The organism is Bifidobacterium asteroides (genome assembly GCF_019469425.1).
Taxonomy (GTDB): Bacteria; Actinomycetota; Actinomycetes; order Actinomycetales; family Bifidobacteriaceae; genus Bombiscardovia; species Bombiscardovia asteroides_I.
Genome location: NZ_CP048272.1, coordinates 272,914 through 285,650 on the forward strand (window position 1 = coordinate 272,914; position 12,737 = coordinate 285,650).

The 12,737-nt window shown below is 62.7% G+C and carries 8 protein-coding genes; 5 read left to right on the top strand and 3 right to left on the bottom strand.

Annotation, left to right across the window (positions count from 1 at the left end; translation table 11 throughout):
• Positions 1–4 precede the first annotated feature (4 nt).
• Positions 5–1,444 (top strand): glycoside hydrolase family 1 protein, encoded by a 1,440-nt coding sequence (locus tag GYM67_RS00995; protein ID WP_220236729.1) that lies wholly within the window; start codon positions 5–7, stop codon positions 1,442–1,444.
• A 67-nt stretch (positions 1,445–1,511) separates the two neighbouring features.
• Here the strand turns inward: GYM67_RS00995 and GYM67_RS01000 are convergent, their stop codons facing one another.
• Complete coding sequence (locus GYM67_RS01000; RefSeq protein ID WP_258561523.1) at positions 1,512–3,068, bottom strand: dolichyl-phosphate-mannose--protein mannosyltransferase; 1,557 nt, start codon at positions 3,066–3,068, stop codon at positions 1,512–1,514.
• A 226-nt stretch (positions 3,069–3,294) separates the two neighbouring features.
• Between GYM67_RS01000 and rsmI the strand changes: the two genes are divergently transcribed.
• Positions 3,295–4,248: a 16S rRNA (cytidine(1402)-2'-O)-methyltransferase gene (gene rsmI / locus GYM67_RS01005; RefSeq protein WP_220237338.1), complete on the top strand. Its 954-nt coding sequence runs from the start codon at positions 3,295–3,297 to the stop codon at positions 4,246–4,248.
• Here rsmI and GYM67_RS09210 read toward each other — a convergent pair.
• Together GYM67_RS09210 and GYM67_RS01015 are read right to left on the bottom strand one after the other, a co-directional pair.
• Positions 4,212–4,679: a variant leucine-rich repeat-containing protein gene (locus tag GYM67_RS09210; RefSeq protein WP_258561524.1), complete on the bottom strand. Its 468-nt coding sequence runs from the start codon at positions 4,677–4,679 to the stop codon at positions 4,212–4,214. The genes rsmI and GYM67_RS09210 overlap by 37 nt on opposite strands.
• Positions 4,676–5,167, bottom strand: a complete 492-nt coding sequence (locus GYM67_RS01015) for a hypothetical protein (protein WP_220236730.1) — start codon at positions 5,165–5,167, stop codon at positions 4,676–4,678. The genes GYM67_RS09210 and GYM67_RS01015 overlap by 4 nt, the downstream gene beginning before the upstream one ends.
• Before the next feature lie 380 nt (positions 5,168–5,547).
• On the opposite strand from GYM67_RS01015, the gene metG reads away from it, so the two are divergent.
• From metG to GYM67_RS01030, 3 genes are all read left to right on the top strand, one after another.
• Positions 5,548–7,419, top strand: coding sequence for a methionine--tRNA ligase (gene metG, locus GYM67_RS01020; RefSeq protein WP_220236731.1), 1,872 nt, complete (start codon positions 5,548–5,550; stop codon positions 7,417–7,419).
• 227 nt (positions 7,420–7,646) lie between these two features.
• On the top strand, positions 7,647–10,667 hold the full coding sequence (locus GYM67_RS01025) for an HAD-IA family hydrolase (protein WP_220236732.1): 3,021 nt from the start codon (positions 7,647–7,649) through the stop codon (positions 10,665–10,667).
• Positions 10,668–10,893: 226 nt separating this feature from the next.
• Positions 10,894–12,732 carry an ABC transporter ATP-binding protein gene (locus GYM67_RS01030; RefSeq protein WP_220236733.1) on the top strand — a complete coding sequence of 613 codons (1,839 nt, stop codon included), beginning with the start codon at positions 10,894–10,896 and terminating at the stop codon, positions 12,730–12,732.
• Positions 12,733–12,737 lie beyond the last annotated feature (5 nt).

Sequence of the window (12,737 nt, forward strand, 5' to 3'; positions counted from 1 at the left end):
TGGCATGGGCCAAGAGAGCAAGTTCATCTTCCCGTCCGATTTCATCTGGGGAACGGCCACGGCCGCCTTCCAGGTGGAAGGGGCGGCACACGAGGACGGCAGGACGGACTCCATCTGGGACACATATTGTGCCCGGCCGGGCACAGTCGTCGACGGGTCCAACGGTGATGTGGCCTGCGATCAGTATCACCGCTACCCGGAGGACATAGCCCTGATGAAGGAGATAGGTGTCGGCGCCTACCGCATGTCCATATCCTGGTCCCGCATTTTTCCCACGGCCGGCGGTCCGGTGAACCAGGCCGGGCTGGACCACTACCTGAAGGTCCTCGATATGTTGCGCGACAATGGAATCAGGCCCTTCATCACCCTATATCATTGGGACCTTCCCCAGTATCTACAGGATGCAGGTGGCTGGCCCAGCAGGGCTACGGCCCTCCGTTTCGGCGACTACGCATCCGCCTTGGCCGCCTCTTTCGGCGACCGGGTGGACACCTGGACCACCTTGAATGAGCCCTGGTGCACGGCCTATCTGGGTTATGGAAACGGGGCCCATGCCCCCGGGATCAAGGACTACGACCAGGCCCTGGCCGCCGTCCACCATCTGAACCTGGCCCATGGACTGGCCTGCCAGGCCATCAGGGCCCAGGTCGGGCAGGATGCACGACTCTCGGTCACCCTCAACCTTCAGGTGACCCGGGCGGCCTCGGACAGCCCGGAGGACCTCGCCGCCAAGGAGAGGGCCGACCTCTTCGCCAACGAGGTCTTCCTGGCCCCAATGCTGGAAGATGCCTATCCGGAAGGCGCCAGTCAGGCGGCAAAGGGAGACACCGACTGGCGCTTCGTGCAGGACGGTGATTTGGAAACCATCCATCAGCCCCTTGACGTTCTAGGACTGAACTACTACGCCACAACCTATGTGAAGGCCAGGAGGGCTGATGACGAATCCGCCGATGCCTCGGTCGGTCCCGAGGGCAAGCTGGTCGATCGCCATGCCAACGCCATGCCGGCCCAGGAGGGCGTAGAGGGGCAGGCCCCGCAGGGAGAGCTGACGGGGATGGGCTGGAACCAGGAACCCCAGGGTCTGACCGATGTGCTGGTCGAGCTGGGCCGACGTTTCCCCGATATAGAACTCATGGTGACCGAGAACGGCTCCGCTTGGGATGACCAGGTCAGTCAGGATCCGGACGCGCCCGGCGGGAGGATCGTTCACGATCCCAAGCGGGTGGCCTATCTGGAAGAGCATGTCATGGCCGTGGCCAAGGCCATTCAGGCCGGGGCCCGGGTGGCCGGCTACTTCGCCTGGTCCCTGCTGGACAACTTCGAGTGGGCCCTGGGCTACACCAAGCGCTTCGGGCTGATCAGGGTCAACTATGACACCCAGGAGCGGCTCTGGAAGGATTCCGGTCTGCGGTACTCGCAGATCGTCCGCGATCGAGCAGTCTGAGCACTAGGGCGTGCAAACGCGTCCGCAGGGCGGTCGGGCATCTGTGTCCGACCGCCCTGCCTTTGTCTTAGATCCAGCTGGACAGCCACATGTGCATACGCCAGAATTCGTAGGGGATGGGCATGGCGGTCCACAGCGGGTAGAAGAAGACCGAGGTCAGGCCCAGCAGGGTCAGCCCCATGATCATGGTCTGCCGGTAGAGGACGCTGTCTGAATTCTGCCGAAGCCAGTTGACCACATAGCAGATCGCCAGGATCATCCAAGGCAGGATGACTATGGAATAGAAGGTGAAAGTGGTCCGGTTCATGTATTGGATCCAAGGCAGCCAGCCGGCCAGCATGCCTGCCAGTATCCCCCAGATTCGCCAATCTCCGTGCTTGGCCACTACGGCGATAGCGATGGCGAGGATCATGCAGATGCTGCCCAGCCACCAGGTCAGGGGATTGCCCAGGGATGTGACGGCGGCCACGCAGGGGGAGTCCTTGGCCAGTCCGCACAGGCCCGGGAATCCGGTGAGCTTCTGCCAGTAGAAACTGGTGGGCCTGATCTGCAGGGGCCATGTCAAGGGGTTGGCCATATACGGGTGGCGGGTGTGCAGGGTGGTGTGGAAGTGCCACATCTGCCGGTGGTATTCAGCCAGGGACCGCAACCCCGCCGGTAGCCAGGTCAAGCCCTGGCCAGGGTGCTGGGCCGCCCAGCTATGCATGAAGGAATCGCTGTGCAGGAACCATCCTGTCCAGGAGGCCAGATAGGTGCCCGCCCAGACGGGGATCATGAGCAATGCCGCCGGCAGCCCGTCCCTGAACACGGCGCTCTGCAGCCAGGATCCATACCCTGCCTGATGGCGTTCCCAACCGTCCCAGAGCACCGAGATCAGGGCAAAGACGGCGAAGAAATAGGCGCCCGACCATTTGGTGCCGGTGGCCAGGCCCAGGAGCAGGGCGGCTCCGGTCCGCCACCAGGACCAAGCGATGAAGGGGCCGGTGGTGGCCACGGGCAGTTCGACACGGCTTTTCTGCCCCTGCTGTCCCTGTGACTGAACGACCTTCACCCAGTAGTGCAGGCGGAAATCGGCCTGGTCCTTGGCCCAGGATTGCCGCAGCCTGGCCCGAGCCCAGTCCCGATGGCCCATTAGGCACAGCCAGGCCCCTAGGACGAAGACCATGATGAAGTTGTCCAGCAGGCCGGTACGGCTCATGACGATGCCCAGACCGTCGATGGCCATGAGGAAGCCGGCTGTCAGGGCTATGGGCAGGTTGTGGAAGAGGCGCAGGGCCACACGGCAGAGCAGCAGGATGGCGATGGTGCCGGCCAGGGCAGTGGCCACTCGCCAGGCGAAGGGGTTGCCGGCCCCTCCAAACAGTTTGAGCCCCAGCGCGATACACCACTTGCCCACCGGTGGGTGGACCACGTATTCGGCCTGAGGAAGCCAGCCGCTGGTGTGCCCCTGGGCGAAGATCTGGTCGATGGGAAGGTCCAGCGGGCCGGCTTTTTTCGGCCAGTTGCGTGGCTCGCCGGTCATCAGCATGGTCCAGGCATCTTTGACGTAATATGTCTCGTCGAAGACGATGGCCCGAGGGCTGCCCAGCCGCACAAACCGCAGGAGCCCGCCTAGAAGAGCCATGAGGATACAGGCCAGCCAGCCGCTTTGCCGGTGGGAAAGCCGGGGAATCCAGTTGAGTCCTCTCCTGGTGTGCTGACCCTTTGGCCAACTGAAGATGGACAGTATGACAGGGCGACCGGACCGGTGGGCGGCGTGCCTGCCGTGTCTGGAGGAGCGATGCTGCGAAGAAAGCCCTGCCAAAGATGTCATCACCCCTAGATTAGGCCATACTAAAGGCATGAGCAGCATGAATGGCCGGAGCGATGGACATGTACTGGGCGGAGAAAGTCGTGAGGAGCCGATTCCTCCCAGTGTTTCACGTGGAACGGTGGTGCTGGCGGCCACACCTATAGGCAATGTCGCCGATGCTTCGACACGCTTGGTGGAGCTCCTGCAGTCGGCTGACTTGGTGGCTGCGGAGGACACACGGAGGCTTTATGATCTGGCCAATCGGTTAGGGGTGCGCGTAGGCGGCAGGGTTATGGCCTATCACGATCACAACGAGCGGCGGATGGCCGATCCCATTCTGGATCAGGTTCGTGAAGGGGCCTGTGCGCTGGTGGTCTCGGATGCGGGCATGCCTACCATCAATGATCCGGGTATGGCCATCGTCAGGCGGGCCATCGAACGAGGCATACCGGTCACCTGTGCGCCCGGCCCCAGCGCGGTGCTGGATGCCCTGGCCCTCTCCGGCCTGCCGACCGACCGCTTCTGCTATGAGGGATTTCTTCCCCGCCGACATCAGGAACGGCTGCGGCATCTGCGCACCCTGCGCAGCGAGGAGCGGACCATGGTCTTCTACGAGACCCCCCACCGCATTGATCAGGCTATGCAGGATCTTCAGGAGGTCTTCGGCCCCGGTCGGCTCATGGCTCTCTGCCGGGAACTGACCAAGGAGCATGAGCAGATCCGGCGGGGCACCATCGGCGACATCGTGTGTTCCCTGCGGGAAGATCCCCCCAGGGGAGAGATGGTCCTGGTCGTGGCTGGTGCCTCCGCCTTGGAGGCCAGGCGCAATGATCCTGAGGCTATGGATGACCGGCAGTTGGCCGCTCTGGCACGTGATCTGGCCCGATCCGAGGGCCTGCGGCTTAAGGAGGCCATTGCCCGGGTGGCTGCCGAGCATCCCCTGGCCGATGGCAGCCTGCCCAATCGCAAAAGGATTTATGCCTTGGCTGTTGAAGATGACAGGGGGGACTGATTCTCGTTCCCTTCGTCCAGCAGCACCTCCAGCGCCCTGCGCACACCAGGCCCGCCCAGTTGGGAGACGGCCTCCAGCAAGGCTGGCGAGGCGGCGGGATTGGCTACTAGCCATCGACGTAGCTGGGGCTCTTCTCGGGCGATGGCCCAGAGGATGCTCGGGTCGGTCTCGGGGTCTGTGGCCATCAGGGCCGTTGGCACCAGAGGGGGCTCTGGCGGTGGGGCGCGCACTTCGGCCTTTGGTTCCAAGCTATCGGAATTGTCTCGCTTCAAATTGTCTTCCGCCCGGGGACGCGACCCGCCGCTGACGGCAGTCATGAGCCGGGCCATGCGTTTAGCGGCGGATGATTCACGACGGCCCTGACTCCGGTCCCGACCGCTGCGTCGATGATGGCCATGCCCGCGTCTGCTATCCTTTATCGGCTGGTTCATAGCATTGCCTTGAGTCGTCTTATGGTCTCCAGCCCTTGAGCGTGGCCAGGCCAGCGTGGGTTGGAGGACAGGAGCTCCTCGCAGGATCCGCAGCTGACTTGATACCGCTCCATGAGTTCATGCAAGGCCGCCGTAATCTCCTCCCCGTTGCATTGGCCCGAGGAATCGCAGGCCAGATCGCAGGCCGTCCAGAGCGGCGAAGTCACCCAAAGCTTCCCAAGCTTCATCAGGTAGCGGGCATCCAGCTGGCGCTGGTGGGGTCGCAGGGGCCTGCCGTGAACCGGAGTGCGGAAGTGGGAGTTGGAGATGATGTCCAGCGTATCGGGGAATTGGCCGTTGATCCATATCCAGAGCGCCAGACCGCCGCATGCCGCTGCGCCGTAAGGAACCATGGGCGTGACGATGGAGGCGCGACCGTAGAGTCCCTCAGCCTGTTCGTTTAGGTAGCAGCAGGATTGGTCCAGACAGGTCACGATTCCTTCATTCACCAGCATGCTAAGGCTGAGTGGACCGGGCAAATCCTCGACTTGGATCAGACTGGGCAGTGGCTCGGGCTCAGGGGCCGGGGCCCCAAACTCGGCCGTAGAAGGACGGCTGCGGGTATGCGTCGGCGCTGCACCGGTTTGCAGTGGTCGACTTGGCGGCTTGGTGGTAGCCCTAAGAGGGCGGCTGGCGCCAGCGGCAGTGGTAGGCGTCCACGATGCTCCCCCGAGCGCGTGTTCTCGATTCATGGTTCGACTGTAAATGGTCCTGCCCGGGTTTGCCTGAGAGAGGGCCAAATATGTGCATTTGTGGATAATTTGCTTGCTCGGCGGCAGTCCTGTGGACGAGCAGGGGATTGTAGGCCTGAGCCGATAATCTTGCTGATATGAGTCATATCCTTGTTTCCGTCGCCTGGCCCTACGCGAATGGGCCCCGTCACATCGGCCACGTCGCTGGGTTCGGCGTTCCCTCCGACGTCTATGCACGCTACGAACGCATGAAGGGCAATGATGTCCTTATGGTTTCGGGGACTGACGAGCACGGCACTCCCATCCTGGTGGAGGCTGACGCCGAAGGTGTGGGACCTCAGGAGATCGCTGACCGCTATAACCGGGTCATTGTCAAGGATCTGTGCGATCTGGGGCTCAGCTATGACCTTTTCACCAGGACCACGACCGGCAACCATGAGAAGGTGGTGCAGGAGCTTTTCCGCCAGTGCCGGGCCAACGGCTACATCTATGAGGGCCAGCAGAAGGTGGCCATCTCGCCTTCCACCGGCCGGACCCTGCCGGACCGCTATATTGAGGGGACCTGCCCCATTTGCGGTGCTGATGGAGCTCGCGGCGACCAGTGCGACAACTGCGGCAACGAGCTGGATCCGGACGAGCTGATCAACCCTGTGTCCAAGATCAATGGGGAGATGCCCCGGTTTGAGGAGTCCAGGCACTTCTTCCTGGATCTTCCCGCTCTGGCCGAGGCCAACCTGGCCTGGCTGAAGACCCGGAAGGGCTGGCGCAGCAACGTGCTCAACTTCTCCCTGGGGCTCTTCAGGGAGGTCAAGCCGCGGGCCATCACCCGCGACATCGACTGGGGCATTCCCGTGCCTGTGGACGGCTGGGTCGACGACCCCAACAAGAAGCTCTACGTCTGGTTCGATGCCGTCATCGGCTACCTGTCGGCATCCATCGAATGGGCTCGTCGTCAGGGCGACCCCGAGGCCTGGCGCAAGTGGTGGAATGATCCTAAGGCCTTGGGCTATTACTTCATGGGCAAGGACAACATCACCTTCCACTCCCAGATCTGGCCCTCGGAGATCCTGGCTTACAACGGTCAGGGGTCCAAGGGCGGACAGCCGGGATCCTACGGCGAACTCAACCTGCCTGAGCAGGTGGTGGCCAGCGAGTTCATGACCATGGAGGGCAAGAAGTTCAGTTCCTCCAGGGGCATCGTCATCTACGTCAAGGACATCCTGGCACGCTATCCGGTCGATGCAGTCCGCTACTACATTTCCATCGCCGGGCCAGAAACTTCGGACTCGGACTTCACTTGGGCTGAGTTTGTCCGGCACAACAACGAGGAGCTGGCCGCCTCCTGGGGCAACCTGGTCAATCGCGTGGCCAACCTGCTCAACAAGGACTTCGGCAGCATCCCCGCCATTGAGCAGTCCTGGCTGACCGGAGAGGACGCCGCCCTGCTGGACCGCAGCCTGCAGACCTTTGATACTGTGGGATCCCTGATCGAACGCCATCGCCAGAAGGCCGCCCTGGTCGAGGCCATGGCTCTGGTGGGCGACATCAACAAGTACATCTCCGCCCAGGAGCCTTGGAAAATTAAGGATGACAAGAACCGTCTGGCTGCTGTCCTGCATACCGCCGCCCAGGCCGTACTGGACGTCAACACCATGCTGGCCCCCTTCCTGCCCCATGCTTCTCAGCGGGTCTGGGAGACCATGGGCGGCAAGGGCATCTTTTCCCCCTTGCCCCGTGTCGAGGAGGTTGACGACCTGGATCGGTCCGATTTCCACTATCCCATCATCACCGGCGACTACCGGCTGGGGGAGACGGTCCATCCTTGGGCGCGCGAGCCCCTCAGGGACGGCACGCCAATCGATCGGCCCACACCCATCTTCCCGCGCATTCCCAAGGAAGCCGTGCAGGAGGAGCTGGACCGCTTCCAGGAGCAGCTGGATCGCCGCAAGGCCAAGGAGCGTGCCAGATTCGAGGCTGAACAGGCCAAGCTGGGCGACCAGGGCAAGTGACAGTCGACGCGCCCGGGACGGCATTCGTGATTCACAGAGAACTTTGAGGTTTTTGGGCACTTCCTCCAAGGTAGCGCTGGTTATATTTGTTCTGTCGGTTGAGGTAGTGGCCGATGGGGGTCATGCGGCCCCGATAATTGAACCCCTTCTTCTCTCTCTCTTCTCGCCCGGCGGTTCTCAGAACCGCCGGGTTCTTTCGTCATGGAAGACCCATAGGATGGGTAACCATGAAGGTTGCCCAATTCGCCTGTGTGCTCTTCGATCTGGACGGGGTGCTGGTGCCCACGACCATCCTGCACAAGGCCGCCTGGAAGGCGTTGTTCGATCAGGTCCTGCCCGGAAACGTCCCGGCCTATACGGAGCAGGATTACTACGCCTATGTGGATGGCCGGCCCCGCTATGACGGCGTGGACGCCCTGCTGCGTAGCAGGGGCATCGAGCTGGACTGGGGCAGCCCCGATGATGATCCGAAACTGGACACCATTTGCGGATACGGCAATCGCAAGAACCTGACCTTTGAGCGGATGCTGAAGCAGAAGGGCATCGATCCCTACCCGGACACCGTGGATCTGCTTCGGCACCTGCGCTCCGATAAGAAGCGTCTGGCTGTGGTGTCCAGCTCGCGCAACACGGCCCAGGTCCTCCAGGCCGCTGGAATCGCCGGATACTTCGACACCGTGGTGGACGGCAACCTCAAGGACGAGATGGGTCTTCAGGGTAAGCCGGCCCCGGACACCTACGCCTATGCGGCCAAGGTTCTCGGACTGCATCATGAGGATGCCGTTGTGGTCGAGGATGCTCTCTCCGGCGTAGCCGCCGGCCATGCCGGCAGGTTCGGCCTGGTTGTGGGCGTGAACAGGGGCGCCGGCCGTGAGCAGCTGTTCAAGGCCGGCGCGGACTTGGTGGTGGACCAGCTGATCGAGCTGATCGACGACGATGCGGGCGAGCGTGCGCAGGGGAAGGACCCCAGTCTGGATGAGGGCCGCTTCCCCGTGGAAGACTGGGGTCTCAGCGAGGTCGGGCGGCCTGGAGACATCAGCGCCACGGTCTTTTCCGTCACCAACGGCTCCGTCGGCGTCAGGGGCGAAGGCGGCGGGGAACGCTGCTTGGGCAACGGCACCTTCCTGAGTGGCTTCCATGACACCTTCCGGATTGCCCATCCCGAAAGCGCTTACGGGTATGCCAAGGTAGGACAGTTGATCCAAGGAGTGCCCGATGCTTCGGACTTCACCCTCAAGGTGGAGGGGCTGCCCCTGGGCCGGCCTGAGAAGACCACTCAGCGTCTGGACTTCCGAACTGGGATCGCGACTACCACCAATTTGTACGATCTGGACCATGGCATCCATCTGAAGACCGTGCTTACACGCATGGTCTGTCTGTATGACCGCAACCTGAGCGTGTGCACGTTGACTGTAGAGTCGCCCGACCGTGACATGGCTGTGGTGGTCGAGGGGCCGGTCAATGCTGACAACCCCCGCCATGTCAACTCCAGCGACCCCCGCAAGTCGACCTTTGTGGACGGTTGCGGAATCCACGAGGTGCTGGACAATGCGGTCTATGGTGAGCTGAGTGCGGATTGCAGGGTATTTCGTTGCAACAATTCACGGCTCAGCCTGGCTCTGGGCGTCCGGCAGTTCAGGGACGGCCGGCCCGTTGAAGGCTCCGGCTGGCGCATGGACGTGCCCAAGGGCGGTTCCACCCGCCTGGTCCGTTACGCCGTCTACCGTAGCCATCCCATCCTTCCGGCCGGCACCAGCGGCAACGGCCTGGTCGTGCAGACCCGGGGGGAGGGGACCAGGCGTCTGGTCGAGGACTGCCGCGATCGGCTGGAGGAGGTCAGCGCCCTCTCTCTGGAAGAGCTGGAGCAGCGTCAGAGGGCATGGCTGGACCGGTTCTGGGAGCGTCAGGATATCCGCATCCAGGCCGACGATGGCGGCCGTACCCAGCAGATGGTGCGCTGGGAACTCTTCCAGCTGGCCCAGTCCACGGCCCAGATTGAGAACGGCGTGGGCGCCAAGGGCCTGAGCGGATCCGGCTACAGCGGCCACTACTTCTGGGACACCGAGATCTATATTCTCCCCTTCCTGATCTATTCGGCGCCTGCTCGAGCAAGAGCCGTCCTCCACTACCGCTACCTGATGCTGCCGGCGGCCAGGCGCAGGGCCTGCGCGCTCAATCTGAACGGCGCCCTCTTCCCATGGCGGACCATCGACGGCGAGGAGGCCTCCGCCTACTTCCCCACCGGCACGGCCCAATACCACATCGATGCCGACATCGCCTATGCGGTGGCCCAATATGTGCAGGTCACCGGCGATGAAGACTTCCTGCAGGCTGAGGGCGTAGACATCCTGGTGGAGACGGCCCGTCTTTGGATGAGCCTGGGGCGCTATAAGGAGGACGGCCGCTTCCACATCCACTGTGTGACCGGCCCGGACGAGTACACGGTCCTGGTCGACGACAACCTCTACACCAACCAGATGGCTCGGTTCAATCTCTTAGCCGCTTACAAGGCCTACCAGCACCTGCGCGAGAAGCACCCGGATCTGATCGGCGGCATACGCGAAAGGCTGCACTTCGACGACGATGAGGCCGCCAAATGGTCTCATGCGGCTGAGGCCATGTTCGCCCCCTTCGACGATCAGGAGGGGGTCCATGCCCAGGATGCCCAGTTCATGCAACGCCCTCGCTGGCACTTCGACCAGTTCACGGCCAGGCCCCTGCTGCTGCACTACCATCCGTTGGTCATTTACCGGCACAAGGTGCTCAAGCAGACCGACGTGGTTATGGCCCTCTACCTGCTCAGCTCCTGGTTCACTCCGGAGCAGAAGCTGGCTGACTTCGACTACTACGATCCGCTGACCACCGGGGATTCGACCCTGTCTGCAGCCTCCCAGTCCATCCTCGCCGCCGAGGTGGGGCATGACAAGCTGGCCATGCAGTACTTCCGTCGGTCCTTGTTCACGGACGTGGACGACCTGCACGCCAACACGACTGACGGCATTCACTTGGCCGCCTGCGGAGGCGTCTGGTCCAGCCTGGTCTGCGGCTTCGGCGGCCTACGGGACACCGGCGGGACCATGCTGAGCATCGACCCCCGCCTGCCCTCATCCTGGCGCTCGCTGACCTACGAGTTGGAGGTGCGAGGCACCAGGTTCCAGGTTGCCGTAACAACAGGCGGTGTCGATCTGAAGCGCTTGTCAGGACCTGAGCTGGACCTTCTGGTCCAGGGGCATCCTCGCCACATATGATCTCCGGATTCTGGGCCTAGACACGCCGAGATCCGGGGTTGCATCTGGTGCAGGCTCCAATAAAATAGGCCACGCTTAGACGAATCCAGGGCGGACGCGCGCGGCCTTGCAGAGGCGAAGAACACAGCCGGGCGTCATCATTGGTCAGTCACACTCCCGGACGGTCACGGCAATGAGAAGAGACCAGATCAGAGAAGTTCAACAGGGAACGTGAGGGTGTCCTCCAATGTACGTCGATTCTGCGAAGAATCAGCACAGCAGCAACCTTCGATGGATCCTACCCTACTGCAGACCGGACGCCGGTAGAATCGCCGCCGCTCTCCTGCTCTTTGCGGCGGACAAGGTCCTGGTCATGCTTATGCCTATTTTGGCGGGCATGATTGTGGACCAGGTGATTGGTCAGGGGCATGAGGAGCGGTTGCCCAAGCTTTGTTTCGCCATGATAGCCGTCACCTTTGGGCGTAGCGTCTGCCGCTATGGCTATCAGATGTTCATGGAGCGTTTCGGCCAGAACACCATTTATCGGCTGGTCAGTGACGAATACGAGAAGCTCCACGACATGGACTTCACCTACTTCAACCACACCCGCAACGGCGACATCATGAGCCGGATGACCTCGGACACCGATGCCATCCGCCACTTCGTCTCCTGGGTCTCATACAACATCCTGGATGCCATCTGCCTCTTCATCGGGTCCCTGGCCGTCATGTTCACCATCGAATGGCGGCTGGCCCTGGCCCTGCTGGCCGTGACTCCATTCCTCTTCTGCTTCACCTGGCAGCTTTCCAAGCACGCCCACCCGCTCTTCTATGCCATCCGCAACTCGCTGGCATCCCTCAACTCCATGGTCGAGGAGAACATCGAGGGCAACCGGGTGGTCAAGGCCTTCGTCCGCGAGCCCTATGAGACCGAGAAGTTCGATCAGCATAACGATGACTACATGCAGCGCAACATGGACTCCGCCCGCAACAGCCGCACCTACATGCCCTGGCTGGACGGCTGCTCCTACATGCTCCAGCTGATCACCCTGATCCTGGGCGGCTGGCTGGTCATCCGCCAGCAGATGACCCTGGGCGCCCTGGTCTCTTTCAACAGCTTCCTGTGGATGATCGACGGCCCGGTGCGCCAATCCGGCTGGCTGATCAACGATGTGGAGCGCTTCAACGCCTCCTGCGTCAAAATCCGTCGGCTGCTGACGGCCGAGCCCAGGATCGTCGAGCGCAAGAACGCCCAGGCCGGCGTGGTCCAGGCGGCCACAGTCCGCGCCAAGGTCAACGGCGAGCAGGCCGGCGACCCGGTCAGAATCCGTGGGGACATCCGCTTCGACCACGTCAGCTTCGCCTTCCCTGACGACCCGGAGACCCCCATCCTCAAGGACATCGACTTCCATGCGGCGGCTGGCACCCGGCTGGGCATACTGGGGGAGACCGGCTCGGGCAAGTCCACCCTGGTCAGCCTGGTGGCCCGCTTCTACGACCCCACCGTGGGACATGTGCTCATCGACGGGATCGATGCCAGGCAGTGGCCCCTGGACCTGCTGCGGCGGCAGGTCAACATCGTGGCCCAGGACACCTTCCTCTTCTCGGACACCATCGGCGACAACATCGCCTTCGGAGCCCAACGCGACGACGAGCAGTACGTCAGGACCATGGCCTCCATGGCCGGCGCCGACTCCTTCATCAACCGGATGCCCGAGGGCTATGACACCGTGGTGGGCGAGCGCGGGGTTGGCCTGTCGGGCGGCCAGAAGCAGCGGCTCAGCCTGGCCCGGGCCTTGGCTGACGACCCGGCCATCCTGATCATGGACGACACCACATCGGCCGTCGACATGGAGACCGAGGCCACCATCCAGCGGCATCTGCAGGAGATGGAGGGCACCAGGACCATGGTCACCATCGCCCACAGGATTTCCTCCATCAAGGATTCCGACCTGATTCTGGTCCTGGACCACGGCAGGATTGTGGAACGCGGGTCCCATGAAGAGCTGGTCCACGCCCACGGCCGCTACTACCGGATCTATCGCAAGCAGCTGGGGCTGCAATCCGGACAGTCGGCAGGGTTCTGACGCAT

Excerpts from the sequence above, each read along its gene's own strand:
- metG (WP_220236731.1), top strand. The coding sequence starts at position 5,548 with ATGAGTCATATCCTTGTTTCCGTCGCCTGGCCCTACGCGAATGGGCCC.
- rsmI (WP_220237338.1), top strand. The coding sequence starts at position 3,295 with ATGAATGGCCGGAGCGATGGACATGTACTGGGCGGAGAAAGTCGTGAG.
- GYM67_RS09210 (WP_258561524.1), bottom strand. The coding sequence starts at position 4,679 with ATGAACCAGCCGATAAAGGATAGCAGACGCGGGCATGGCCATCATCGA.
- GYM67_RS01025 (WP_220236732.1), top strand. The coding sequence starts at position 7,647 with ATGAAGGTTGCCCAATTCGCCTGTGTGCTCTTCGATCTGGACGGGGTG.
- GYM67_RS01000 (WP_258561523.1), bottom strand. The coding sequence starts at position 3,068 with ATGGCTCTTCTAGGCGGGCTCCTGCGGTTTGTGCGGCTGGGCAGCCCT.
- GYM67_RS00995 (WP_220236729.1), top strand. The coding sequence starts at position 5 with ATGGGCCAAGAGAGCAAGTTCATCTTCCCGTCCGATTTCATCTGGGGA.
- GYM67_RS01030 (WP_220236733.1), top strand. The coding sequence starts at position 10,894 with ATGTACGTCGATTCTGCGAAGAATCAGCACAGCAGCAACCTTCGATGG.